Source organism: Curtobacterium sp. MCLR17_007, assembly GCF_003234655.2.
Classification (GTDB): Bacteria; Actinomycetota; Actinomycetes; order Actinomycetales; family Microbacteriaceae; genus Curtobacterium.
Genome location: NZ_CP126271.1, coordinates 1850139 through 1875306 on the forward strand (window position 1 = coordinate 1850139; position 25168 = coordinate 1875306).

The window sequence follows — 25168 nt, forward strand, 5'->3', positions numbered from 1 at the left end:
GATTGCGAGTGCGACGTACCGTGTCCGCCGTGCCCACTCCAGCCCGCGTCCTGCTCGTCGACGACGACGACACCATCCGCGTCTCCGTCGCCCGCTCGCTCCGTGACGAGGGCCTCGTCGTGCTCGACGCACCCGACGGGTCCGACCTGCAGCGCGACCTGACGCAGTTCGTCCCCGACCTGGTGGTCCTCGACTGGATGCTCCCCGGCGCGAGCGGCATCCAGCTCGCCGCGCGGGTCCGTACCTCGTCCGACGCGGCGATCGTGATGCTCACCGCCCGCGACGAGGTCGACGACCGCCTGCGCGGCTTCGCCGAGGGCGCCGACGACTACGTGGTCAAGCCGTTCGCGATGGCGGAACTCGTCGCCCGTGTCACCGCGGTGCTGCGTCGCCGGGGACGGATCCCTGCGGTGGTCGAGGTCGGCGACCTGGTGCTCGACCCCGACGCGGCGGTCGCGCGCCGGGCCGGGGTCACCCTCGACCTGACCGCGACGGAGTACCGACTGCTCGCGTTCCTCGCCGAGAGCCGCGGGCGCACGATGTCGAAGGGCCAGATCCTGACGCAGGTGTGGGGCTACGACAGCGTCGACCCGAACCTGGTCGAGGTCCACCTCAGCGCCCTCCGCCGCAAGATGGAGGCACACGGCCCCCGCCTCGTGCACACGGTGCGCGGCATCGGGTACCGCCTCAGCGCGGTGGCCGCGTGACGGCCGGCGCCCAGCCGCCCGCGTCCCTGCGCACCGGCTCGCTGCGGACCCGCACGGTGGTGGCGGTCCTGCTCCTGCTCGCCGTGCTGCTCGGTGCGCTCTCGGTCGCGGTGCAGGCGACGCTCGGCGACCGACTCCGCGCGCAGATCGAGGACCGTCTGCGCGACCGGGCCTCCGCCGCAGCCGCACTCGTCGGCACGGTGGACGCCGACGACCTGGCCGACCGGCTCTCGATGCAGGGCCTGTCCGTCACGATCACGACGAGCGACGGCGGATCGGTCGAGGCCGGTCCCACCCCGGACCAACTGCGCCAGGGCCCACCCGACCCGGCCGGTCTCCCCGGTCCCGCCGGGTCCGGTCCCGCCGGGTCCGGTCCGGGAGGCTCGTCCACCGACGACACAGCGGCGTCGGGCAGCGGGACGGCCGGTTCCACGGCGACGGGCCGTGCAGGCGCGCAGGTCACGATCACGTCCTCGCGGGTCACCGCACAGGACCGCCTGGTCACCCTGGTCTCCCGCCTGAGCGACGGGTCGACCATCCGGCTCACGGCGGGCACCGGCTCGGTCGACGAGGTCCTCGGCGAGCTCCGCTGGGTGATGCTCGGCGCGTCGGCGGGCTTCATGCTGCTCGCGGCCGGTGGCCTCGTGCTCGTGGTCCGTCGCACGATGCGGCCCCTCGACGAGATGACACGCGCGGCGCGCTCGATCGCCCACGGCGACCGTGGACGACGACTGCGCCCCGGACGAGCGGACACCGAGATCGGTCGCGTCGCCGTGGCCTTCGACGAGATGCTCGACGCCGTCGAGGGCGCGGAGCGACAGGCGCTCGAGGCCGAGGCACGGATGCGGGAGTTCCTGTCCGACGCCGCGCACGAGTTGCGCACCCCGGTGGCGGGGATCCGCGCCGCTGCCGACACCCTGGTCCGCGCACCGCTCGACCCGCTCGAGCGCGAGGACCTCGCCGTGCACGTCGTGCGACAGGCGGGCCGCGCATCACGCCTGGTCGACGACATGCTCCTGATGGCGCGCGTCGACCGCGGACTCGAGCTCGCCCTGGCGCCCACCGACCTCGGTGCCGTGGTCCGGATCGAGGCCGACCGCGCGCGCCTCCGAGCCCCGGGCCTGCGGGTGCGCGTCCGGACACCGGACGCACCCGTCACGGTGACCGGGGACGGCGACCGCCTGGGACAGGTCGTCGGCAACCTGCTCGAGAACGCCGCACGGGCGACCGGCGGCGTCGGCTCCGTCGAGGTGTCCGTCGGTCGGTCGGAGGACGAGGTCGTCGTGCGGGTCACGGACGACGGCCCGGGCGTGCCCGAGGCCGAACGCACCAGGATCTTCGACCGGCTCGTCCGACTCGATGCCGGGCGGGACGACCGCAGCGGCGGTGCCGGGCTCGGCCTGCCGATCGCCCGCGGCATCGCCCGTGCCCACGGCGGTGAGCTCGTCTGCCCGCCCAGAGGAGCGACGGCGTTCGTCCTGACCGTCCCGGCGGTCCGTGCAGCTGGTGCCCCGGCCGTTGCGCGTGCCCCGCTGGCCGAGGCGGTTCGTTCGCGCGCGTGACGGATCCGGTTCGTCGGAGCCGGGGATCGTCGACCCGATCCGTCACCGCTGGATCCGGACCCCTGCTCCGCCGGAGCTCGGTGACCGCGCCGCAGCCGTCACGACCGGGTCGATCCAGCCTGGCCGACCGGGCCACGTCGGCGTACGCTCGCGCAGCAGCAGGACCAGCAGGACCAGCACCTCCTCAACGACGAGCGAGAGCGAGACCCCGTGCGCCGAGCACTGACCGCCCTGATCGCGGTGGCGACCCTGATCGTGGGACTGACACCGGCCCTCCCGGCTGTTGCCGTGACCCCGGGTGCCGCGCCCGCATCGCGGAGCGGCCACGCCGCTCCGATGCACCAGAACCCGATGGCGCTCGCGCTGCCCGACGGGCAGACCGCCGCGAGCTGCGCCGACCCGAGCGCTGTGCACGGCGTCGGACGCGACCGCAACTGGTACCTGTACTGCACGTCGGACGCGCTGACCGCGACCGAGCTGGACCCGGACGGGTCGCTCGTGCAGCACGTCGTCCCGACCTACCGGTCGACGGACCTGACGCACTGGACGTACGTCGGCGACGCGTTCACCACGAAACCGGCCTGGGTCGGTGACGCGAACGGCATCTGGGCGCCCGACGTGGTCTTCCGGAACGGGCGCTGGTACCTGTACTACGCCGCCTCGGACACGCCCGGCGCGACCGCTCCGACCGGCGGGGGCTCCGCGGTCGGGGTGGCGACGAGCTCCAGTCCGACCGGTCCGTGGACGGACTCGGGCGGTCCGGTGGTCGCTCCGCAGGCCGCGCCGAACGGCACCGGGCAGCGGTGGGAGTTCGACCCCGAGGTCATCACCGACCGGGGCACGACCTACGTCTACTTCGGCAGCTACTTCGGCGGGGTGCACGTCCGCACCCTGAGCCGCGACGGGCTGCGATCGGACCCGTCGAGCGAGCGGTTGATCGCGATCGACAACCGGTACGAGGGCGCGTACCTGATGCGCCACGGCGGCTGGTGGTGGTTCATGGGATCGGCCACGAACTGCTGCAACGGTGCCCTGACCGGGTACGGCGTGTTCGTGGCGCGGTCGCGCAGCCCCCTCGGACCGTTCCTCGACCGGGACGGCGTGTCGATCACGAGCACCCGCGTGGGTGGGACGCCCCTGCTCGCGCAGAACGGCAACCGGTGGGTGGGCACCGGGCACGACACGGTGGTGACGGACTTCGCCGGGCAGGACTGGATCATCTACCACGCGGTCGACCGCGGTGAGCCGTACTACGCCGGGCAGCCGACCTACACGAAGCGGCCGGTGCTGATCGACCCGCTCGACTGGCAGGGCGGGTGGCCGTCGGTCCGTGGGGGTGCGGGACCGTCGGACACCGTCCAGCCCGGGCCGGTCGCACAGCCGGGGGAGCGGCCGACGTACCGTGCGTCCGTCGCCGCCGTCGACGTGCCCGGTCGCCTGATCCGCGCAGCGTCGACGGAGTTCGACGGCTCGGCGCTGCCGCCGACGCTCACGTGGACCCGCGAACCGGACGCTTCGACGTGGACGGTCTCCGACGGTGCGTTCCGGTGGCAGACGCAGGCGGCGGACCTGCACCCACCGGCGACACCGCTCGCCTCGGTGCTCTCCGAACCGGCTCCCCGTGGCGACTGGGTGGCGGAGACCACCGTGTCGGTCGACACCCCGGCGAGCGGTGACGGTGTGTACAACTACGTGCAGGGTGGGCTGATCGTGTACGGGTCCGACAGCGACTCCGTCCGGCTCGTGTCGAACTCGATCTACGACACCCGGCAGACGGAGTTCGGCAAGCAGGCCTCCGGGCAGCCCGCCGGGGCTCCGACCTACGGCAACATGGTCGTCGGCCCCGTGGGCGACGCCACGACGCTGCGGATCGTGCACCGGGTCGTCGACGGCGAGGACCACTACACGGCGTCCACCAGCGTGGACGGTCGGCACTTCGTGCAGGGCGGGACCTGGACGGCGGCACTCGGCGACACGCCGCGCATCGGGCTGATCTCGCTCGGCGGGACCGGGTTCACGAGCACCTTCGACGACCTGCGCGTGAGCACGGTGGTGTCCTCGCGCCGCTGAGGCTCGCGCCGGTTCAGGCGGCGCCGGCCTGGATGCCCGTCACCGACATCGTCGGGGGCAGGTCGGACGAGCAGGCCTGGTAGCCGGGGGCCTCGACGAAGAGCGAGCGCGTGGACCCTGGCGGGATGACACGGAGGCCGTCCGCCGACCGCGGAGCACACGACGCGTTGGAGCCGTCACCCGGGCGTGTGACGTGCAGGACGAAGTGCGCGGCCGCACCGGGGGACAGGGTCACGGTGGTGTGCGGGGTCTGGCGGTCGAGGTTCGCGCCCGGGCCGATCTGGGCGCCGTTGCCGCCGCCGACGAACGAGACACCCGGCCAGCCCTGGATCGTGCACGCGGCGGAGCCGGTGTTCGTGATCGTGACCGGGACGTCGATGTCGACGTCCGTGTGCAGGTCCTTAGTGGTCGACGCGGAGAGCGTGTCGACGCCGCAGCGGCCGGGAGCGGACGACCCACCGGCCGACGTCGTGCTCGACGCGGAGGTGCCGCTCGTCGGGGTCGTGGCGGTCGGTGTCGGGCTCATCTGGGAGTCCGACGCCGTGGTGGCCGAGCCGGACGGCCCCGTCGTGATCGCCGGGTCCCCGGTGGTGGCGGTTGCGGCGCAGCCGGCGAGGCCCACGATGACGACGCCGAGGCCGGCGAGCAGGAGGGTCGATCGTGTCGTGCGGGCGGTGCGGGTGTGGTGCGTGTGCGACCTGGGTGTGTGGTTCATGGGTTCGACCATGATCGCCCCTCGATGAGACGACCGTGAGACGGGGCGTCTCACGTGGGTCTCACGGAACACCTGGCAGGCTCTGCGTGTCCGGGACCGACCCCGGGCAGGACGGAGCACCCGGATGCGTCTGCTGCTGCTCGAGGACGACCTCGACCTGGCCGCGCAGGTGTCCGCGGGGCTCCACCGTGCCGGGTTCGCGGCCGACCACGTCGCGACCATCGCCGAGGCCGACCTCGCGGTCACGGTCACCGATTACGACTGCCTGGTCCTCGACCGGATGGTGGCCGACGGGGACGCGCTCACCCTCGTGCGCCAGCTGCGCCAGCTGCGGGAGCGCGGTGACGAGGTCGCCGTCGTGGTGCTCACCGCCCGCGACACCGTCGAGGACCGCGTGGACGGGTTCCACGTCGGTGCCGACGACTACCTGGTCAAGCCGTTCGCGTTCGCCGAGCTCGAGGTCCGGGTCCGCGCGGTCACGCGACGGCGTGGCCGGACCCGTGCCCCGGTCCTCCGCGCCGGGGACGTCGCACTGGACGTGCCGCGGCACGAGGTCACCCGCGGTGGTGTCCTGCTCTCGCTGACCGCCAAGGAGTTCGCGGTGCTCGAGATGCTGCTCGCCGCCGACGGCGAGGTCCGTACCCGGACGGACCTGTTCGAAGGGTGCTGGGACGAGCGCACGGACCCGACGTCGAACGTCGTCGACGCGGTCGTGGCGCAGCTCCGCCGACGCCTCGGTCCACCTGATCCGATCGAGACCCTCCGCGGTGTCGGGTACCGGATCCGGTCGTGACCCGTCCGTCCCGCAGCGCCGCCGGACGGCGGCTGGCGTGGGTGCGGTGGTGCATGACCGCGTTCTTCGCCCTGACCACCGCCGCGTGCCTGGTCGGGCTGGCCACGTTCGCTGCCCGGCAGGACCAGGTCGACCGGGAGCGCATCGACCGTGAGCTGCTCGTGCACGCCGACCGGATCGCGCTCGGGATCGACATCGACGCCGACGGGTTGGTCTTCTCGTCGGCGCCGCCCGGAGCGAACCTGGACACCGCGGTCGGCCTCAACGCGATCGGCACCGCGCCGACGGGGATCGTGATCGACGGCGCCCTGCAGTACGCCGAGCCCGCGGCGCGGGAGCTCCCCTCCGCCCGCACGGTTGAACGCCTGGACGCTGCGGTCCGGCACGGTGCGGGCAGCGCGTCGACGACGACGTCCGACCGGTCCGGGACCCTGACGCGGTGGGTGGCGGTCCCCGTGCCGCAGGCCCGTGACGCCACCGTCCTCGTCGGGACCGCGCCGAGCTCGAGCGTCGACCACCAGACCGTCGTGCTCGGGCTCGTCGCGGCGGTCCTCGGCCTGGTGAGCGTGGCCACCCTCGCCGGACACCTGCTCTCCGGCATCGCGATGCGACCCGCCGTCCGCCAGACCGAGCAGCAGGAGCAGTTCCTCCGCGAGGCGGCGCACGAGCTGCGGACGCCGATCGCCACCATGGCGCTGATCGCGGAGTCGGGGCTCCGCGACCCGGACACGGCGACCGGAGCGCTCCGCGCGCTGGACCGCCGACTCGCGGGCATGAGCATGCTCGTCACGAGCCTGCTCGCACGGGCGCGGGCCGACCAGTCCGGCGCGGCTGTCAGCATGCGCCCGCTCCGGCTCGACCAGCTCGTCGAGGTCACGGTCGCGGACCTCGAGGCCGGTGACGACGTGCAGGTCGACGCCCGCGAGACCGTGGTCCGCGGCAACCCGGAGCTCATCGCCCAGGCCGTGCGCAACCTTGTCGAGAACGCGCTCGGCCACGCGCCCGGCAGTCGTGTCGAGGTCACCGTCGGCGAGCGGGCGTTCGTCGTCGCGGACGACGGCGGGGCCCCGGGCCGTCGTGCCGTCGACGGGCGCGCACCCCGCCCCGCCGGCACGGGGACCGGGCTGTCCATCGTGGAGTGGGTCGCCGAGGTGCACGGCGGCACGGTCGAGCTCGGTCCGTCCTCGTCAGGCGGCACCCGCGCGACGATGCGGTTCCCGGAGCCCGCCGCAGGCACTGACGACGTCTGAGCAGCGGGATGCGCCGGGCCGTACCGAGGGGGCCGCGGTCATCGTCGCCCGGGCCAGTCGTGCCCGACCGGACCCGTCACGTCCCCCTCGTCACGACCACGCATCACCCAGTGATGCAGGAACGGGAGGCCGACGGCGACCACGAGACCGATGACGTACACGACAGTCGTCCCGAGGGCGTCGGGGGTCGACTCGTAGTTCGACCACGGGAGACCCGTGCAGACCTGGACCAACGGTCCGAGTGCCCCGACCGCAGCACCCGGTGCCACGACGAGGGCCCACGGACGCCGTCCGCCACGGTGGAGCACGACCGCACAGGACGTGGCGACGATCGCGATGCCGCCCCAGAACCACGACGCGCCGGACGTCCGCCACCCGTCGTGCGTCAGCCACGCCTGCACCAGGGTGAGCGTCCGCTCCCAGGCGTGGTCGTTCCCGGTCCGGGTCAACGGCATCGGGAGCGGCCATCCGATCACCGCGAGGACTCCCGAGACGGTCGCGATGACGCCGCAGACCCATCGGGCGAGGGTCCGGTGGTCGACCGGCTCGACGTCGAAGGACTCGATGCTCACCGGACCAGCCGCACGGTCGTGGCGATCGGGCCGAAGCTCGACGTGGTCCCATCAGCGACGAAGCCGTTCCGACGGTAGAACGCATGGGCGCGCGGGTTGTCGGCGGCGACCCAGAGTGACGCCGGCCGGTCGCCGAGTGCCGCGTCGAGGAGCGTCTGGCCGGCCCCGGTGCCGTGGGCACGAGCGAGGACGTAGAGCATGGTCAGTTCCTCGGGCCGGACCGCATCGGGCTCGGTCACGGTCTGGACCGCTGCGAAGCCGACGACGCCGGTCTGGTCCGTGACGACCACGGTGGGGGAAGGCCCCTCGGGCGAGCTCCGTCCGCCACATCGCGATCCGCCGGTCGACGTCGAACCAGGGGTGCGTGTCCGGGTCGTCGACGAAGCGGCCGTACGTCTCCCGCCACGACGTGGCGTGGACGCGCGCGATGCCCTCGGCGTCCTCGACACCGGCGTGCCGGACGACCCACGCGGGCGTCGGCGCTGGCGAGGCGAGTCGCACGAAGGACCGGAGCTGCGCCGGGCGGACGTCGTGCGTCTCGACGAGACCGTGGGCTTCGTAGAAGGCACGCTGCAGTGGCTCCGCGTCCGTCAGGAGTACGACCTGCCGGATGTCGGCCGCCCGTCGCAGCACCTCGTCCAGCAGGGCGCCGCCCACACCCTGTCCCTGTGCAGCGGGAGCCACGAGGACGTCCTGGACGTAGACGATCGTCGTCCCGTCCGACACCGTCCGCGCGAGCCCGACCAGACGGCCAGCACCGTCGCGTGCCGTCAGCACGAGGGAGGAACCCTGGATGGCCCGTTCGAGCTGTCCAGGCACGTCCGTGTACGCGGACCAACCGACCGCGTCGTACAACGCCCGCAGTTCGCCGGACATCGGTCGTTCCGCTCGGACACGCAGCTCCATGTCCCGAGTCTCCCAGCACCGCCGACGCCGGGAGCGACCGGTCCTCGGGATTGAGAGGACACGCAGGTCCGGCCGCCCGGTCGAGCGTGCACCTAGGGTTGGCCGGATGGGGAACGAGAACGGATCCGGTCGGCGACGTGGCGGACTGATCGGCATGACGGTGGTGGGCGCGTACCTGGTGCTGCGCTTCGGGTACCTGGCGTACCGCGAGCACGAGGACGGCATGTCGACGCCCGCGGTGATCGGCACGCTCGTGCTGTACGCGGTCGGGCTCTTCGTCATCGTCGAGATCGTCCTGGGCGTGCAGAACGCCACGACCCGCAGACGCGAGGCCGCGCTGGCACAGCAGCACCCCGGCGCCCACCTGGTGCCGGTGCTCCTGCAGAAGGACGTCGCGACGGACGTCCGCCGCGTGGCCGCGATGCTCAACGTCACGCTGACGGAGACCGTCCCACGCCGCGGACACGCGACGGTGGTCGCCGACCAGAACGGGATCGGCATCTACGTCGGCGGCAGCACCCCGCGCCTCCTGCTCGGCATCCCACGCGCGGCGATCCGCTCGGTGGGCAACGGCGAGACCAGCGCCGCGGGTCGGTACCGCTTCGGCAAGGTCGACGCGCTCCGGATCACGGTCGACAACGGGCAGTGGACCACGATCGACCTGCCGGCGTACCGCACGGTCGTCGGGTTCTCGAAGCACCTGCGTGACGAGGAGCTCACGACGCAGGTCCGGTCCGTGGCGGTCGCAGCCGGTGTCCGGCAGGACGACCTGCAGTCCCGGCCGTACTGACCGCCGAGCCGCTCAGGAGGCCGGTCGGAACACGCTGATCGCGGGGGCGTCCCCGGCGTCGTGGGTCTCGTCCGTGGCCCGCCAGGTCCTGCCGTCGTGCTCGATCGTGTCCGGCAGGTCGCCGCGCACCAGGATGCGGACGGCCGGCTCGTCCCCGTCGACCAGGTCCACGCCGTGCACGTCGGGCTCGGCGGGACCGTCGTCGGGGACTTCCTTCACGAACTCACTCATGCTCCCGAGTGAACACGGACACGCCCGGAACCGCCCGCGGGTCGTCCGGATCGGGTGGACACGGCTACACTCGGTGCAGCGCGGTCGTCAGGTCGTGCGATGCGGATGTGGCGCAGTGGTAGCGCATCACCTTGCCAAGGTGAGGGTCGCGAGTTCGAATCTCGTCATCCGCTCGGGAACAACCGGCTCCACCCGGCCCTCACACAGCCTCGACCTCGGTCGAGGCTGTTGTGGTTCCGGGGCCTGTTGTGGTTCCGGCTCAGGGCTGTTGTGGTTCCGGGCCCGGAACGGTCCTGGTTCAGAACGCAGCCGCTCGGACGCCCGGCATCCCGACCCACCGATGCGGCCCGTTCGTCACCACGGTGACCAACACGGCGTCGCAGCCGTGGCAGCGGGCGACCGCCCCCATCGCCGTCCGGTACACCCGTGTCTCACCCAGGGCACCGAGCTCACCGCACCCCGTGCACCGCAACCGCGCGACCGTGGCGTCCGGCCCCAGCACCTCGCTGAGGACACCCGCCAGTGCGTTGCCGTCGAGGACCGTCATCAGCTGCCTCCGAACCGTTCCGCACGGACGTCGCGGATGTCGTGTCCGAGCTCGCCGAGCCAGGTGAGGACCTGCTCGACGAAGGGCGTCGAACCGCACACGTAGACCAATGCCCCGTCCTCCGGCGGCAGCACCGCGGCGGCGAGGGCCTCGCGGGTGAGCCTGCCGCTCGGGGTGGACGACCCGGCGGGGGAGCGGCGGCTGTACACGACGGTCAGTGCGAACGGCGCCGCGGCGGCCTCGGCGGCGGCGAGCTCGTCGCGGAAGAAGACGTCCTCCGGGGTGCGCACGGCGTAGAGCATCCGGAACGGCTGTGGGTCGTCGAGCTCTTGGTGCGTCGACACCATCGCGAGCAGGGGGACGATGCCCGAGCCACCGGCGATGAGCTGCACGGGCCGCGACGACCGCGCGGGGCGCCAGACGAACCAGCCGCCGAGCGGTCCGTGCACCTCGAGGGCGTCGCCGACCTCGACCGCGTCGACCAGGAACGGGGACACCTCGCCGTCGTCGACCCGGTCCACGGCCAAGGTGACCCGGGTGCCGTCGCCCGCGGAGGCGATCGAGTACGCGCGGGTGGCCTGGTAGCCGTCCTCCGCGGTCAGGCGCAGGTCGAGGTGCTGCCCCGGGTCGTTGCCCGGCCAGGTCGGCACGTCGAGGACGATGCGCCGGGCGTTCGGGGTCTCCTGGGCGACCGACGCGACGGTCGCGTCGTGCCAGGTCGGCCGCCTGCGGGGCGCGGGCGGCGGGACGGAGCCGGCCCGGGCCTCCAGACCGACGAGATCAGTGGCGGACGTGTCGGACGTGATCGACGGAGCAGGACCGCTCACCAGTACCGCTCCTCCTTCCAGGGATCGCCGTGCAGGTTGTAGCCCGCGTTCTCCCAGAAGCCCGGTTCGTCGTCGGCCTGCATGACGATCCCGCGCACCCACTTCGCGCTCTTCCAGAAGTACAGGTGCGGCACGAGCAGCCGCGCGGGTCCGCCGTGCTCGGGCTCGAGCGGCGCGCCGTCGGCCTCGAAGGCGATCCAGGCCTTGCCGTCCAACAGCTCGTCGAGCGGGACGTTGGTGGTGTACCCGCCGAAGCTGTGCACCATGCAGTAGTCGAGGGACGTCTCGACCTGGTCGAACAGCGCGTCGAGCGGGACGCCGCGCCAGGGCATGTCGAGCTTGGTCCAGTGCGTGACGCAGTGGATGTCGACCGTGACGTCCTGCACGCCGAGTGCCTGCACCTCGTCCCACGTCCACTCGGTCAGCCCGGACTCGGTGCGGATCGAGAAGCTCCAGTCCGCGGGGGCGATCTCGGGCGTCGCGCCAGCGGACAGGACCGGCCAGTCGCGGACGAGGGTCTGGCCCGGTGGGATGCGGGAGTCGTCCTGGTCGCGACGGCGTCCGCCGAAACCCCGTGTGAAGCTCGCCATCGTTGCTCTCCCAGTCGGTCAGCGTTCCCTGTGTCGATCATGGCCCCTCGACGCCGATCCGGCGTGTAACAGGTTCGTGAACTGTGCCGCCGGGGGCGTCGAAGGATTCGCCAGGGGCGGTGAAGCCCTCTATCGTTCACCGGAACGATTACCAGGAGGGGCCACCCCGAATGCAGCACGTCGTCCACACACCCGAATACCCGCGGCGCGGGCCGAGCCGTCGCTCGCTCCTCACCGGTGCAGCCGGACTCGCCGGCCTCGGCCTGCTCACCCTGACCGGGTGCAGTTCCGGCGCCAGTGCGGGCACCCCCGAACTGCCCGAACAGGCCGCCACCGGGCTCGCCCGCCGCGGCGGCCGGCTCCGCATCGCCCGGCCCGCCGCGTCCGCCGCCGAGACCCTCGACTCGGCGAGCTCGCTGTCCGCCTACGAGTACCTCGGTGCGCTGTACAACCGGCTCGTCAAGCTCGACGAATCCGGCAGGACGGTGCCGGACCTGGCGAAGGAGTGGTCCGCGAACGCCGACGGCACCGTGTGGACGTTCCACCTGCGCCAAGACGTGCGCTTCCACGACGGCTCGCGCTTCGGAGCGGACGACGCGATCGCCAGCATCCGGCACATCCTCGACGAGGCGACCGGCTCCCCCCAGGCCGGAGTGCTCGGCGAGGTGATGACGGCGAAGTCCATGCGCGCAGTCGACCGGTCCACGCTGCGCTTCGACCTGACGAAGCCGAACGCCGAGTTCCCGTCGCTGCTGACGGCGTACCAGTGCTACATCGTGCCCGCCTCCGCGATCAGCACGATCGGCCGCACCGGGATCGGAACGGGTCCGTTCCGCCTGTCGTCGTTCACCCCCGCTGGCGCCGGCAGCGTCGAGGCGTTCGACGACCACTTCGCCGGTCGTCCCGCGCTCGACGGCATCGACTTCTTCTCGATCCAGGACACCACCGCTCGCGTGAACGCCCTGCTCGCCGGGCAGATCGACCTGATCTCGCAGACGAACCTGGACTTCGCGACCGCCCGGGTCGTCGCCGCGTCCGACCGCGCGACTGTCGCCCGCTCCGTGAACGCGCAGTGGTACACGATCCCTATGCTCGCGACCAGCAAGGAGTTCAGCGACAACCGGGTCCGACAGGCCATGAAGCTGGCGTACGACCCGAAGTCGATCGTGCAGACCGCGTTGCAGGGCACCGGGTCGCCCGGGTGGGACAACCCGGTGCCACCACAGCTCGCCGCGTTCGTCGACGTCCCGCGCGAGCACGACCCCGACAAGGCGAAGAGCCTGCTCAAGCAGGCCGGACGGGAGGGTCTGGCCACCTCGATCTACACGTCCAGTTACGAGTCGGTCTTCACCCCGCTGGCGGTCGCGTACCGCGACCAGGTCGCCGAAGCGGGCATCGACCTGACCATCAAGAACGCCTCGTCCGACTCGTACTACACGCAGATCTGGATGCAGAAGCCGCTGATGGTGAGCTACTGGTTCACCGGCCGGCCGATCGACCAGCTGCTCAACCAGATCTTCCGCACCGGCTCGTCCTACAACGAGAGCGCGTGGTCGGACACGGGCTTCGACACCATGCTCGATCAGGCCCGCGCCGAGATGGACGACGCGAAGCGTCTGACGCTCTACCAGGACGCCCAGCGTGTCGTGGTCGAGAACGGTGCCGACATGACGCCGATGTTCGGGGACCGTCTGGTCGGGCTCTCCCGGGACGTCGTCAACTACGCCGAGTTCGGGTTCGAGTTCGACTACCTCCGGATCGGACTGCGCCGATGAACGTCCTGCTCCCCGTCGTCCGCCGCGTGGGCATCGCCCTGCTGACGGTGGTCCTCGCCTCGCTCTTCGTGTTCCTGGCCGTGCAGGCGCTGCCCGGGGACGTCGCCCAGCAGCTGCTCGGACAGAACGCCACCCCCGACGCCGTCGCCGCGCTGCGGAAGACGCTCGGTCTCGACCAGAACGTGTGGCTCCGGTACGGCCAGTGGCTCGTCGGCGCTGCCCACGGCGACTTCGGCACGTCGCTCGTGAGCGGGAACCCGGTCGCGCCGACGCTGTTCACCGCCTTCCGCAACAGCATGCTCATCGCCGTGCCCGCGATGCTGGTCGGCGTCACGCTGTCACTGACCCTCGGCGTCGTCGCCGGCGTGCGCCGTGGTCGTCCGACGGACCGGGTCATCTCGATCGTGAGCCTGGTCGTCATGAGCGTGCCGGAGTTCATGGTCGCGACGGTCCTGGTCCTGCTCTTCGCGATCGGCGTCCCGCTCTTCCCCGCCGTCGTGCTGCGGGGGAGCGACGCCACGGTCGGCGAGCTCCTGCCCTCCATCTGGCTGCCGATCATCGTGCTGACCCTGGCGATGGCCGCGTACATCGTCCGGACCGCGCGGTCGTCGACGATCGACGTGATGGCGTCGGAGTTCGTCACGACGGCCGAGCTCAAGGGCCTGACGCTCCGCCGCGTCGTGTGGAAGCACGCCGTGCCGAGTGCCCTGCTGCCGACGCTCAACGTCGTCGCGCTCAACGTCGCGTGGCTGCTCGGCGGTGTGGTCGTCGTCGAGAACGTCTTCAACTTCCCGGGCATGGGCAAGCTCATGCTCGAGTCCGTCTTCAACCGGGACCTGCCGACGATCGAGGCGATCGCGCTCCTGAGCGCCGTCGTCTACGTCGTGTGCAACCTCGCCGCTGACCTGGTGGCACTCGCGCTCGACCCCCGCCTGCGCACCCGACAGCGTCGCACCCGGGTCCGACCCGCAGCACGACGCGCCACCGCACGTCGGACCGCCACCACGAGCGCTGCCCCGAGCCGCGCCGACGAAGGGACGGCAGCATGACCGCCATCGCACCCCGCCTGGGCCGCATCGCGACGCCGCTGCGGTCGTCCACGGCGCTCTCCGTCGGCCTCGGCCTGATCGCACTACACCTCGTGCTCGCGATCGCTGCGCCGCTCATCGCCGGGCACGACCCGGTCGCCACCGACCCAGGCACCGTGCTCGCCGGGCCCGAGTGGTCGCACTGGCTCGGGACCGACCAGTACGGCCGCGACATCCTGTCCCGCACCCTGAACGGTGGTCGGTACGCGCTGCTGGTGACGTTCCTGGCCACGACGATCGCCATCGCGGTCGGCACGGTGCTCGGCGCGGTCACCGCCTACGCCGACAACTGGTTCGACGAGGTCGTCATGCGCGTCGTCGACGCCCTGCTGAGCGTGCCGTCGATCCTGGCGCTGCTCGTGGTCGTGACCGTGTTCGACGCCGGGCTCTGGGTCATCGTCCTCGCGGTCACGGTCGTCTACGCACCCGCCGTGACCCGCGTGGTGCGCGGTGCCGCCCGGACCGTGATCACGCAGGACTACGTCACGGCGGCACGGGCACGGGGCGAGAAACCGCTGTCCATCGTGTTCCGCGAGATCCTGCCGAACGTGCTCGACGTCGTCCTGGTCGAGTACGCGATGCGGGCGTCGTGGATCGTGCTGCTCGTGGCGTCGCTGTCCTTCCTTGGCTTCGGCGCCAACCCGCCCACACCCGACTGGGGACTCATGGTGCAGGAGAACCGCACCGCCCTGACCGTCGTGCCGCTCGGCACGCTGGCGCCGATCGTGGCACTCGCGACGCTCGTGGTCGGCCTCAACCTCGCCGCGGACGGGCTGAGCAAGTCACTCGGTGTCGACCGCGCAACGCAGGGAGCCACGAGCGCATGACCGCCACGCACACGCACGCCCCGACCGACGCGGTCACCGACGCCGTCCCGGTCCGTGTCCAGGACCTCGCGATCTCCTACGCCGCCGGACGCACCGAGGTGCCCGTCGTCCGCGGTGTCTCGTTCACGATCGCCGCCGGCCGGACCCTCGGGCTGGTCGGCGAGTCCGGCAGCGGTAAGTCCACGGTCGCGCGGACCCTGCTGGCGCACCTGCGCACCGGGTCCCGCATCGTCGCCGGCAGCGTCACCGTCGCCGGACAGGACGTCTTCGCCCTGTCACCGTCCGCGACGCGACGGCTGCGGGGCGGCACCGCGTCGGTCGTCGCACAGAACGCCGGACAGGCCCTGACACCGTCGATGCGGGTCGGTGAGCAGATCCGCGAAGCCCTCCGCGCCCACGGCGAGCCCGACGACCCGGAGCGCGTCACCGAGCTCGTGCGGATGGTCCGGCTCCCGGACCCGGACACGATCGTCCGGCGCTGGCCGCACCAGCTGTCCGGCGGACAGCAGCAGCGCATCGCGATCGCGATGGCCGTCGCCGCGCGACCGAGCGTCCTGGTGCTCGACGAGCCGACCACCGCGCTCGACGTCGTGACCCAGGCTGCCGTGCTCGACCTGGTCGCCGACCTCGGGCGCGAGCTCGGCATGGCGGTCCTGCTCGTCAGCCACGACCTCGGCGTCGTCTCGGCGATGGCCGACGAGATCGCCGTGATGCGTCGCGGCGAGATCGTCGAGCACCGCTCGACCGCGTCGCTCTTCGCCGCGCCGCAGCACGAGTACACGCGGGCCCTGTTGGCCGCGGTGCCGGACGGCACCCGGTCGGGAGGCCCGGACCGGCTCCGTCACGACGCGAGCGTCCCGGAGACGGTCACCGACGCACCCGCCGCAGCCGGTCCTCCCGTCCGGCACGGCCGCCCCGTGGTGGACGCTCGCGACCTGGTGGTCCGGTACGGACGCGGCCTGCCGGCCGCGGTCGACGGCGTGTCCTTCACCATCGGGCCGCAGGAGACGCTCGCCGTCGTCGGCGAGTCCGGCAGCGGCAAGTCGACGCTCGCGACCGCACTGGCGGGGCTGGTCCCCGCGGAGTCGGGCATGTTCACCTACGACGACGGGACGACCTCGGGCGACCTGCGTGACCCGGTCGCCGCCCGCCGTCCGGAGCTCCGCCGTGCGGTGCAGCTCGTCTTCCAGAACGCGGACACCTCGCTCAATCCCCGCCGCACGGTCGGCGCCGCCGTCGCACGACCGCTCCGGTTGTTCACCGGCTCGAGCTCACGCGCCCGGGTGGACGACCTGCTGACCAAGGTCGGGCTCGGACCGGAGTTCGCCGATCGCCTGCCCGCGCAGCTCTCCGGTGGGCAACGGCAGCGCGTCGGGATCGCCCGGGCGCTGGCAGCCGGGCCGCGGCTCGTGATCGCGGACGAGATCACCACGGCGCTCGACGTGCAGGTGCAGGCCGGGATCCTGGCGCTGCTCGCCGACCTGCAGCGGGACGACGGGCTCAGCTGCCTGTTCATCAGCCACGACCTCGCCGTCGTGCGGGGCGTGGCCGACCGGGTCGCGGTGATGACCGGTGGGCGGATCGTCGAGATCGGCCCGACCGAACGGGTGTTCAGCGGACCGAACCACCCCTACACCCGGACGCTGCTGGCGGCGACGCTCCAACCCGGGGTCACCGAGCTGCCGGACGTCGACGACGGCGTGCAGCACTGGCGGCACACCGACGGGTGGGCCGACCACGGGGACGGGCACCGGATCAGGAACTGGGAGGACGCATGAGCACGACGCTGACCGGGATCGGCGCACCGGACGGGCTGCCCGCCGGCGTGACGGTCCGCGACACGTGGATCCCGATGCCCGACGGCGCCCGCCTGCACACCCGGATCTGGGCGCCTGCGCCCGCATCCCAGGACGCTCCGGTGCCGGTGCTGCTGGAGTACCTGCCGTACCGGCTCGACGACTGGACGGCACCGCGCGACTCGGAGCGACACCCCTGGTACGCCGCGCACGGGTACGCGTCGGTGCGCGTGGACATCCGCGGTACCGGGTCCTCCGACGGGTTGTTCGACGACGAGTACAGCGAGCAGGAGCTCCGCGACGGCGAGGCCGTGATCGCCTGGCTCGCCGCGCAGCCCTGGTCCACCGGGGCCGTCGGCATGTTCGGCATCTCGTGGGGTGGCTTCAACGCCCTGCAGCTCGCAGCCCGGGCCCCCGAGGCGCTCAAGGCGATCGTCACCGTGTGCTCGACCGACGACCGCTACGACAACGACGTGCACTACACGGGCGGCGCGGTGCTCGGCATCGACATGGCGGCCTGGGGCGCGACCATGTTCGCGTTCAACTCCCGTCCGCCCAGGCCGGAGGTCGTCGGCAGCGACTGGGTCGACCGCTGGCGGGAGCGCCTCGACGCGAACCGGCCGATGACGCCGGTCTGGCTGTCGCACCAGACGCGCGACGACTACTGGCGCCACGGCAGCGCGACCGAGGACGTCGGGGACGTCCGCGCGGCGGTGCTCGCCGTGGGTGGGTGGGCCGACCCCTACCGCGACGCGGTGCTCCGGCTGGTCCGCGACGTCGACGCCCCGGTGCGCGGCATCATCGGGCCGTGGTCGCACCAGTACCCGGACCGCGGTCTGGCTCCGGGACCCGCGATCGGCTTCCTGCAGGAGACGCTGCGCTGGTGGGACCGATGGCTGCGCGGCGTCGACACCGGTGTCGAGCGGGAGCCGGCGCTGCGGGCGTGGATCAACGACCCGGAGCCGCCCGCGTCGTACTACGCCGAACGCACCGGCCGGTGGGTCGGCGCGACGACCTGGCCGTCGGCCTCGACCGAGCCGCGGACGCTGTCCCTCGACACCCTGCGTGGTGGCCGTGACGGCAGCGTCGTCGTCGACTCTCCGCAGGAGACCGGTGCCGACGCCGGTCGGTTCTTCCCCTTCGGCAACGCGACGGACCTGCCGCCGGACCAGCGCGCCGAGGACGGTCGGTCGGTGTGCTTCGACCTGCCCGTCGACACCGCCTTCGACCTGCTCGGCAACGTCGAGGTCGCGGTGGCCGTCACGAGCGACCAGCCGCGCGCGACGGTCACGGTCCGGCTGTGCGACGTCGCGCCCGACGGCAGCTCGACGCTCGTCACGCGCGGGGTCCTGAATGCCGCCCGACGGAACGGCATGGACCGGGACGACCCGCTGGAGCCCGGGGTCCCCGCGGTGCTGCCCGCCCGGCTCGTCTCGACCGGGCACCGCTTCGTCGCGGGACACCGCCTGCGCATCGCGCTGTCGACCGCGTACTGGCCGTGGGTGTGGCCGCACGGCACCACGGCGCGCCTGGTCGTCGACCCCGCGGCGAGCACCCTCACGCTGCCGGTCTGGACGGGAGGCGCCGACGACGGGATCGTGTTCGAGGAAGCGGAACGCTCCACGCCGCTCGCGATCACCCGGGTGGCCCCGACCGACCCGCTGCCGCAGCGCACGGTGACGCACGATGTCGAGACGGGGGAGTGGACGCTCGACGTCGACCCTGGATACGGCGGCGGTCGGGTCTACCCTGACGGGCTCGAGTTCACCGAGGACGCCCGCGAGACCTACCGCATCCGCTCGGGCGACCCGTCGTCCGCGCGGGCCGACTCCCGGTGGCGGATCGGCCTGGCCCACGACGCGTGGGCAGCTCGGCTCGAGACGTCGTCGTCGGTCACCGCGAGCGTCGACGCCTTCCACGTCGTGAACACCGTGCGCGCCTGGGCCCGCGACGGCGTCGACGCCCCGGAGGAACCGGTGGCGGAGCACACCTTCCACGACGACGTGCCGCGGACCTCGGCGTGAGCGGGGCAGCGGCACCCGACGAGCGTCCGGTACCCCCTCGGGCCCGGCAGCGGCCGGCGGTGCGGCGCGCGATGATCGTCCGAGCCGCACGTTCGGTGATCGTGCGCAACGGCCTCGGGGCGACCGGGCTGCGCGACATCGCGGCCGAGGCCGGGGTGTCCGTCGGAACGGTCACGTACCACTTCGCCAGCGTCGCCGAGATCCTCAACGAGGTCGTCGTGCTCGAGACCGAGCGGTTCTACGGAGCGATCGTCGCGGCCGTCGACGCCGAGCCCGACCCGGTGCAGGCCCTGCGGATGCTCGTCGCGCCGCTGTTCGACGACAGCGAGCAGGTCCGGCAGCACTGGCGGATCTGGTCCGACTACTGGACCGCCGTCGCACGTCGTCCCGAGGTCGCCGAGGAGTACGCCGAGCGCATCCGGGTCTGGGAGGCATGTCTGGTCCGGGTCGTCCGTCGTGGGGTCGACGACGGCACGTTCGACCGCGGTCCGGGCGGCATCGACCCGGCCACCGTGGCGCTGAAGACCGCGGCGTACAGCGACGGCGTCGCGACCCAGATCGCCCAGAACGCACCGGGGCTGTCGAACGCGGTCGCGCTGACGTGGATGTGGGAGTTCCTGGCCCTCCAACTCGGGCTTGTCCCGGGGACCCTGCGGTCCTAGCGTTGGACGCATGCCGATGACGGACGGACAGCCGAGCGAGCGGGTGATGATCGCCGGCGCCGTCGAGGACCTGGCGGAGATCCACCGCCGGCTGGTCGTCCTGTCCGAAGGCGCCTACGGGCAGGTGTTCGTCGAGGTCGCCCTCGCCGAACAGGTCCGCATCCTGCCGGCCCCACCACGGGTCACCGTCACCTGGCTGGTCCGCACCGAGCGGCCGTCGGTCGTCCCGCCGCTCTGCTTCGCCGACCACGGTGAGGCCCTCGCCACCGCGGTCGTGGCCTGGGCGTCCGAGTGGTGCCGACCCGACAGTGAGCCCCGCACGAGCGTGTGGATCGGCTGCTCGGACAGCGTCTGGATCGAGCAGGCCCGCGCCGCGGTGCAGCTCGAGCTCTCCGACGCCGGCCAGCAGGTCCAGGTCGAGTTCGGCGAGTAGCCGCCCGTTCACGAACACGACGTCGTCGGTTCACCTGGCTGTACCGCTGCACAGACATCCTCGGATGGCACCCGAACGGGGCGCACGACGAGGGGAACCGACATGGAACAGCACCACTCGAAGCGGCGTCGCACCGCGCTGACGCTGGGCGCCGTGCTCATCGCCGGCGCGATCGCGCTGCCCGGCACCGCCGAGGCCGTCGGCCAGCTGGCACTCAACCAGCACGGCGGAGCCCAGCGCGCCGCCGGCGACCAGACCCAGGCCGTGCGCCAGGCCGTCAAGAACGCGAACGCGAAGAACGTCATCCTGCTCATCGGCGACGGGATGGGCGACTCCGAGATCACGGTCGCGCGGAACTACCAGTACGGCGCCGCAGGCCGGCTGCCCGGGCTCGACGCACTGCCGCTCACCGGTTCCTACACGACGTACTCGCTCGTCAAGGACGGCGCCGACAAGGGCAAGCCCGACTACGTCACCGACTCGGCGGCCTCGGGCAGCGCCTGGGCGACCGGGACGAAGACCTACGACGGTGCGATCTCGGTCGACATCGACGGCACCCCGCAGGACACCCTCGTCGAGCTCGCGAAGGCGAACGGGCTGCGCACCGGCAACGTCTCGACCGCCGAGATCCAGGACGCGACCCCAGCCGTGCAGGTCGCCCACGTCGGTGCCCGCAGCTGCTACGGCCCCGACAGCACGTCGTGCGGGACCGACGCGCTGGAGAACGGCGGCCTCGGTTCGATCAGCGAGCAGCTGCTCGACGCACGACCCGACCTGACCCTCGGCGGAGGCTCCACCAGCTTCACGCAGACCGCCAAGGCCGGGCAGTACCAGGGCGAGACCCTGTTCGACCAGGCCTCCGAGCGCGGCTACCAGGTCGTCGGCGACGCAGCCGGCCTGGCCGGCGTCCGCCGCGCCGACCAGCAGCGCCCGGTGCTCGGGCTCTTCACGCCGGGGAACTTCCCGACGCGCTACGCACCGACGACCGCCACCGTCGGCGGCGCGGACCAGCCCGCCGTTCGGTGCACCCCGAACCCGGCGCGGCTCGACACCGGGCTCTCGCTCGCATCGCTGACGAACAAGTCGATCGGCCTGCTCAACCGCCCGCAGGCCAACGGCAAGGGCTTCTTCCTGCAGGTCGAGGGCGCGAGCATCGACAAGCAGGACCACGCCGCCGACGCCTGCGGTCAGATCGGCGAGACGATCGACTTCGACGAGGCAGTGCAGGCAGCACTGGCCTTCGCGCAGAAGGACGGCAACACCCTGGTGATCGCCACCGCCGACCACGCCCACTCGAGCCAGATCGTCGACAACACGCCGCCGACCTCGCTCTCGACGGCGCTCGTCACGGCTGACGGCACCACGATGAAGGTCTCGTACGGCACCGCCGGAGCGGGGTCGTCGCAGCAGCACACCGGCACGCAGGTGCGCATCGCCGCCTTCGGTCCCGGTGCCGCGAACGTGGTGGGACTGACCGACCAGACCGACACCTTCTTCACGATGTCGGACGCCCTGCGGCTGAACGGCGACCTGGCGGCACTGAGCCGTGGTGCCCGCATCGACCTGTCGGTCGGCGCGCCCCGTCCGGGACAGCGGGTCACGCTGACCGGCAGCCGGTTCGACGGCGACCGGCAGGTGCGGGTGCAGGTCGGTTCGACGGACCTCGGCACGGTCGACGTCATCGACGGCACCGCAGCGGTCCGGTGGAAGGCCGTCGCCGGCAAGGCCACGGTCACGTTCACCGGTGTGCAGTCCGGCAAGCAGGCCTCGACGCAGGTGCGCGTCCGGTAGCCGACACCAGGACGGACGGGAGGCCCGGTGCCAGCTGGCACCGGGCCTCCCGTCCGTCGTCCGCCCGCGAGCGCGGGCCGCTGGTCGCGACGGTCAGGCGGTGTCGCCGCCGGACGTCTCGCGGATCCGTCGCACGACCGCGCTGGTGGAGTGCTCCGGGACGTAGTCGACCATGACGACCTCGCCGCCGTAGGCACGGACGACGGGGGTCTCGCGCAGCATCTCGGGGGAGTAGTCCCCGCCCTTGACGTAGACGTCGGGGCGGACGCGCTCGAGCAGCGGGATCGGGGTGTCGGTGGCGAACACGGTCACCAGGTCGACGCAGGCGAGGGCCGCGAGGACCCCCGCGCGGTCCTCAGCCGTGTTGATCGGACGCTCCGGTCCCTTGAGCCGCCGGACCGAGTCGTCGTCGTTGAGCGCGACGACGAGCAGGTCACCGAGCTCCTTCGCCTGACGGAGGTACGAGGTGTGGCCGCGGTGCACGACGTCGAAGCAGCCGTTCGTGAAGACCACCCGACGACCGTCGCGGTGGGCGGCGTCGACCGCGGCGGCCAGGTCGTCGTGGTCGACGACGGTCTCGGCGGGGGCTTCGACCGACCGCAGCAGCGAAGCGGTGTCACAGGTCGAGGTACCGGCCTCGCGCACGACCACGTCGGCCGCGGCCTGGGCGAACTGCACGGCCTCGCGCGCGCTCGACCCGACGGCCAGGGCGACGGACGCCGCGGCGCAGAACGTGTCACCGGCACCGGATGCCTGCTGCTCGGACGCCGGGGTGGCGCGCGTGCGGAACCCGCGCTCGTCGCCCGGTTCGAGCAGGACCGTGCCGTTGCGGTCGAGTGTGACGACCGCCGCACGGGCGCCCGTGGCCGCGAAGACCGCCTCACGATGGGCCAGGACGGCGTCGGCACGCTCGGCGCCCAGGCCGAGGTCGGTGCCGAGCAGTGCGGTGGCCTCGCCCGCGTTCGGCGTCACCAGGTCGGGTCGCAGGTCGTGCCAGCCCCGGAGGTCGTGGGCGTCGACGACGACGACGTCGGGGCGGTCGCGGTCGATGACGGGCAGCACGGACTCCGGCGTGACGCCGAGCCCGTAGTCGCAGACCACGGCCGCGTCCGCGCCACGGAGCGCGCGGGCGACCGCCGCTGCGAGCTGGTCGGTGTGTCCCGCGGTGGGGACGCCGGCCAGGTCGTCGACGCGCACGACGACGCGATCGCCGCCGACGATGCGGGACTTCGTGGTCGTGGTGGCGCCGGGGACGGCGACCAGGAAGTCGGTCTCGACGCCGGCGGCGGCGAGACGGTCGCGGAGGACCGTGCCGGCCTCGTCGTCACCGATCAGTCCGACCATGCGGACGCGGGCACCGAGTGCTCGTGCGTTCACGGCCGTGTTGGCGGCGCCGCCGGGGACCGCGATGGTCTCGGTCACGCGGACCACCGGGGCAGGGGCCTCGCGGGACACCCGCTCGGCCTCGCCGATGGTCCAGCGGTCGAGGATCGGGTCGCCGATGACGACGACGAGCGGCTCGCGGTCGTCGATGCGGGCAACGACGTCACGCACGAGACGGACGTCGGCGGTCATCGGTCGTAACCCTCTGCGGCGGCGGTGTCGGGCGTGGCGGCGGCGCCGGGCGCGGCGGCGGCACCGGGCGCGGTCGGGGCGGCGGCGCGCGCCCTCGTAGGCGCGGTCGCCGCCTCGAGGTGCACGACCGTGGTCGTCGTCATCTCGTCGAGCAGGTGCGGGCCGTAGCCGAAGCCGGACCCCGACGCGCCGCGCGGTTCGGCGCTGCCGCCGGGCGCACCGCCGAACACGGCGTTGACCTTGACGGTGCCGACCGGCAGTGTCGCCGCCGCACGCAGCGCAGCGCCGGTGTCGTTCGTCAGCACGGTGGCGGCCAACCCGTAGCGGTCGCCTGCGGCCAGGCGGAGTCCCTCGTCGAACGAGTCGACGACGCGGATGGGGGCGATCGGCCCGAAGGTCTCCTCGGTCAGGGCGAGGGCGTCGTCCGGCACGTCGGTCAGGACCGTCGCCGGGTAGAACGTGCCGGTGCCCTCGGGCACGCTGCCGCCGGTGCGGACCGACGCCCCGCGCGCCACGGCGTCGTCGACGTGCTGCTGGACGAGACCGCGCAGCCGCTCGTCGACGAGGGGGCCGTACTCGGCGGCCGGCAGCGCGGTGCGGCGCTCGGCCTCGGCGACGAGCGCCGCGACGAAGTCGTCGGCGATCGCGCGGTGCACGTACACGCGTTCGACGCTCGTGCAGATCTGACCGGTGTTCGCGAACGCCCCGAGCGCCGCCTGGCCCGCCGCCCACGTCGGGTCGACGTCGGCGTCGATGACGATCGGGTCGTTGCCGCCGTTCTCGCGGATCACGTGTGCACGGGTGCCGGTCGCCACCTGTGCGAGTCGGTCACCGGTCGCCGTCGACCCCACGTGCGCGTACACCGCGATGCCGTCCTCGGCGAGGAGCGCTTCGCCCGTGGACGCGTCGCCGTCGACCCCGACGAGCACGCCGTCGGGCAGGACCTCGGCCAGCAGCGCGTTGAGGCGGGCGATGGTCGCGGGGCACCGTTCGCTGCCCTTGTGCACGACGGTGTTGCCCGTGACCACAGCCGCGCCGAGGATGCCGAGCGCGACGGCGACCGGGTCGTTCCACGGCGTCAGGGCGAGCACGACGCCGCGGGGGTGCGGGATCGTCCAGTCGGCAGCACCGTGCTGGCCGCGCAGGGCCTCACCGCGGTGCAGGGGTCCGAGCTCGGCGTACTGCAGCAGCGTGCCGATGCCCGCCTCGACGCCGCCGATCGCGTCACCCGGGACCTTGCCGGTCTCGCGGGTGTTCAGCTCGGCGAGCTCGTCGGCGTGGGCGCGCAGGTGCTCGGCCGCCGTCCGGAGCAGGGCACCGCGGTCGGCGGGTGCCGTCGTCGACCAGGTGTCGAAGGCCGCACGGGCACGGGACACCGCGTCGCGGACCTGCTCGGGCGTCGCCACGGCCGTCGTCGACGCGACCGATCCCGTGACCGGGTCCAGGACGACGATCTCGGTGGTCGTGGTGGGGGCTTCGAGCGTCATGCGGGTCCTTCCAGGACGTCGGCGGAGGTCCGACGGTGCTCCTCCTTCCCTGGGGAGGGTCACGGGTCCGCGCTCCGCGGCTGACGGGCACGCTCCCGGGTGGTCGCCGGTAGACAGGACGACGTGCCGGGGACGCCGGCACGACACCCG

At 72.8% G+C, this 25168-nt stretch carries 23 protein-coding genes, 1 tRNA gene and 1 pseudogene; 15 read left to right on the plus strand and 10 right to left on the minus strand.

The features are described 5' to 3' along the window. The first annotated feature begins 29 nt into the window (after positions 1–29). The 3 genes from DEJ13_RS08855 to DEJ13_RS08865 all read left to right on the plus strand — a co-directional run bounded on the left by DEJ13_RS08855 (position 30) and on the right by DEJ13_RS08865 (position 4339). Entirely contained in the window at positions 30–707 is a 678-nt protein-coding gene (locus tag DEJ13_RS08855; RefSeq protein ID WP_181436951.1) for a response regulator, read from the plus strand. Then, positions 704–2269: a sensor histidine kinase gene (locus tag DEJ13_RS08860; RefSeq protein ID WP_111106198.1), complete on the plus strand. Its 1566-nt coding sequence runs from the start codon at positions 704–706 to the stop codon at positions 2267–2269. The genes DEJ13_RS08855 and DEJ13_RS08860 overlap by 4 nt, the downstream gene beginning before the upstream one ends. A gap of 210 nt (positions 2270–2479) precedes the next feature. Next, a complete protein-coding gene (locus DEJ13_RS08865) occupies positions 2480–4339 on the plus strand; it encodes a family 43 glycosylhydrolase (protein ID WP_111106199.1) in 1860 nt (619 codons plus the stop codon). Positions 4340–4352: 13 nt separating this feature from the next. Here the strand turns inward: DEJ13_RS08865 and DEJ13_RS08870 are convergent, their stop codons facing one another. Beyond that, positions 4353–5054, minus strand: coding sequence for a DUF4232 domain-containing protein (locus DEJ13_RS08870; protein ID WP_181436952.1), 702 nt, complete (start codon positions 5052–5054; stop codon positions 4353–4355). A 124-nt stretch (positions 5055–5178) separates the two neighbouring features. Here DEJ13_RS08870 and DEJ13_RS08875 point away from each other — a divergent pair, with 124 nt between their 5' ends. Beyond that, the gene (locus DEJ13_RS08875) at positions 5179–5847 is read left to right on the plus strand and encodes a winged helix-turn-helix domain-containing protein (protein ID WP_111106200.1); all 669 of its coding nucleotides are present in this window, start codon (positions 5179–5181) and stop codon (positions 5845–5847) included. Next, positions 5844–7097: a sensor histidine kinase gene (locus tag DEJ13_RS08880; RefSeq protein WP_111106201.1), complete on the plus strand. Its 1254-nt coding sequence runs from the start codon at positions 5844–5846 to the stop codon at positions 7095–7097. The genes DEJ13_RS08875 and DEJ13_RS08880 overlap by 4 nt, the downstream gene beginning before the upstream one ends. Before the next feature lie 38 nt (positions 7098–7135). Here the strand turns inward: DEJ13_RS08880 and DEJ13_RS08885 are convergent, their stop codons facing one another. From DEJ13_RS08885 to DEJ13_RS18140, 3 genes and pseudogenes are all read right to left on the minus strand, one after another. Further along, on the minus strand, positions 7136–7669 hold the full coding sequence (locus DEJ13_RS08885) for a hypothetical protein (RefSeq protein WP_111106202.1): 534 nt from the start codon (positions 7667–7669) through the stop codon (positions 7136–7138). After that, positions 7666–7959, minus strand: a complete 294-nt coding sequence (locus DEJ13_RS18135) for a GNAT family N-acetyltransferase (protein WP_349815037.1) — start codon at positions 7957–7959, stop codon at positions 7666–7668. Before DEJ13_RS18135 ends, DEJ13_RS08885 begins: the two co-directional genes overlap by 4 nt. A 250-nt stretch (positions 7960–8209) precedes the next feature. Continuing rightward, positions 8210–8800 (minus strand): annotated as a pseudogene (locus tag DEJ13_RS18140) (GNAT family N-acetyltransferase); the annotation flags it as partial. Here DEJ13_RS18140 and DEJ13_RS08900 point away from each other — a divergent pair. Then, positions 8682–9365, plus strand: a complete 684-nt coding sequence (locus tag DEJ13_RS08900; protein ID WP_111106204.1) for a hypothetical protein — start codon at positions 8682–8684, stop codon at positions 9363–9365. The pseudogene DEJ13_RS18140 and the gene DEJ13_RS08900 sit on opposite strands and share 119 nt — an antisense overlap. A gap of 12 nt (positions 9366–9377) precedes the next feature. Here the strand turns inward: DEJ13_RS08900 and DEJ13_RS08905 are convergent, their stop codons facing one another. Next, the gene (locus DEJ13_RS08905; protein ID WP_056124705.1) at positions 9378–9596 is read right to left on the minus strand and encodes a hypothetical protein; all 219 of its coding nucleotides are present in this window, start codon (positions 9594–9596) and stop codon (positions 9378–9380) included. Positions 9597–9697: 101 nt separating this feature from the next. On the opposite strand from DEJ13_RS08905, the gene DEJ13_RS08910 reads away from it, so the two are divergent. Next, positions 9698–9769, plus strand: a tRNA-Gly gene (locus DEJ13_RS08910). A gap of 125 nt (positions 9770–9894) precedes the next feature. Here DEJ13_RS08910 and DEJ13_RS08915 read toward each other — a convergent pair. The 3 genes from DEJ13_RS08915 to DEJ13_RS08925 are packed head-to-tail and all read right to left on the minus strand — an operon-like array spanning position 9895 to position 11560. Further along, complete coding sequence (locus tag DEJ13_RS08915) at positions 9895–10143, minus strand: DUF6510 family protein (protein WP_056124702.1); 249 nt, start codon at positions 10141–10143, stop codon at positions 9895–9897. Beyond that, positions 10143–10970, minus strand: coding sequence for a ferredoxin reductase (locus tag DEJ13_RS08920; protein ID WP_258374037.1), 828 nt, complete (start codon positions 10968–10970; stop codon positions 10143–10145). Before DEJ13_RS08920 ends, DEJ13_RS08915 begins: the two co-directional genes overlap by 1 nt. Further along, positions 10967–11560 carry a molybdopterin-dependent oxidoreductase gene (locus tag DEJ13_RS08925; protein ID WP_056124698.1) on the minus strand — a complete coding sequence of 198 codons (594 nt, stop codon included), beginning with the start codon at positions 11558–11560 and terminating at the stop codon, positions 10967–10969. Before DEJ13_RS08925 ends, DEJ13_RS08920 begins: the two co-directional genes overlap by 4 nt. A 170-nt stretch (positions 11561–11730) precedes the next feature. Between DEJ13_RS08925 and DEJ13_RS08930 the strand changes: the two genes are divergently transcribed. The 8 genes from DEJ13_RS08930 (at position 11731) to phoA (ending at position 21956) form a co-directional block, all read left to right on the plus strand. Then, a complete protein-coding gene (locus DEJ13_RS08930; RefSeq protein WP_056124694.1) occupies positions 11731–13335 on the plus strand; it encodes an ABC transporter substrate-binding protein in 1605 nt (534 codons plus the stop codon). Continuing rightward, on the plus strand, positions 13332–14384 hold the full coding sequence (locus tag DEJ13_RS08935; protein ID WP_056124686.1) for an ABC transporter permease: 1053 nt from the start codon (positions 13332–13334) through the stop codon (positions 14382–14384). Before DEJ13_RS08930 ends, DEJ13_RS08935 begins: the two co-directional genes overlap by 4 nt. Beyond that, positions 14381–15250: an ABC transporter permease gene (locus DEJ13_RS08940; RefSeq protein WP_056124683.1), complete on the plus strand. Its 870-nt coding sequence runs from the start codon at positions 14381–14383 to the stop codon at positions 15248–15250. Before DEJ13_RS08935 ends, DEJ13_RS08940 begins: the two co-directional genes overlap by 4 nt. Further along, positions 15247–17028: a dipeptide ABC transporter ATP-binding protein gene (locus tag DEJ13_RS08945; RefSeq protein WP_111106205.1), complete on the plus strand. Its 1782-nt coding sequence runs from the start codon at positions 15247–15249 to the stop codon at positions 17026–17028. Before DEJ13_RS08940 ends, DEJ13_RS08945 begins: the two co-directional genes overlap by 4 nt. Then, on the plus strand, positions 17025–19070 hold the full coding sequence (locus DEJ13_RS08950) for a CocE/NonD family hydrolase (RefSeq protein WP_111106206.1): 2046 nt from the start codon (positions 17025–17027) through the stop codon (positions 19068–19070). The genes DEJ13_RS08945 and DEJ13_RS08950 overlap by 4 nt, the downstream gene beginning before the upstream one ends. A gap of 71 nt (positions 19071–19141) precedes the next feature. Beyond that, entirely contained in the window at positions 19142–19732 is a 591-nt protein-coding gene (locus DEJ13_RS08955; RefSeq protein ID WP_111106207.1) for a TetR/AcrR family transcriptional regulator, read from the plus strand. A gap of 10 nt (positions 19733–19742) precedes the next feature. Next, positions 19743–20165, plus strand: coding sequence for an SIP domain-containing protein (locus DEJ13_RS08960; RefSeq protein WP_056124677.1), 423 nt, complete (start codon positions 19743–19745; stop codon positions 20163–20165). A 102-nt stretch (positions 20166–20267) separates the two neighbouring features. Continuing rightward, on the plus strand, positions 20268–21956 hold the full coding sequence (gene phoA / locus DEJ13_RS08965; RefSeq protein ID WP_111106208.1) for an alkaline phosphatase: 1689 nt from the start codon (positions 20268–20270) through the stop codon (positions 21954–21956). A 93-nt stretch (positions 21957–22049) separates the two neighbouring features. Here the strand turns inward: phoA and rfaE2 are convergent, their stop codons facing one another. Further along, entirely contained in the window at positions 22050–23531 is a 1482-nt protein-coding gene (gene rfaE2, locus DEJ13_RS08970; RefSeq protein WP_111106209.1) for a D-glycero-beta-D-manno-heptose 1-phosphate adenylyltransferase, read from the minus strand. Continuing rightward, complete coding sequence (locus DEJ13_RS08975; protein ID WP_111106210.1) at positions 23528–25018, minus strand: aldehyde dehydrogenase family protein; 1491 nt, start codon at positions 25016–25018, stop codon at positions 23528–23530. The genes rfaE2 and DEJ13_RS08975 overlap by 4 nt, the downstream gene beginning before the upstream one ends. Positions 25019–25168: the final 150 nt, after the last annotated feature.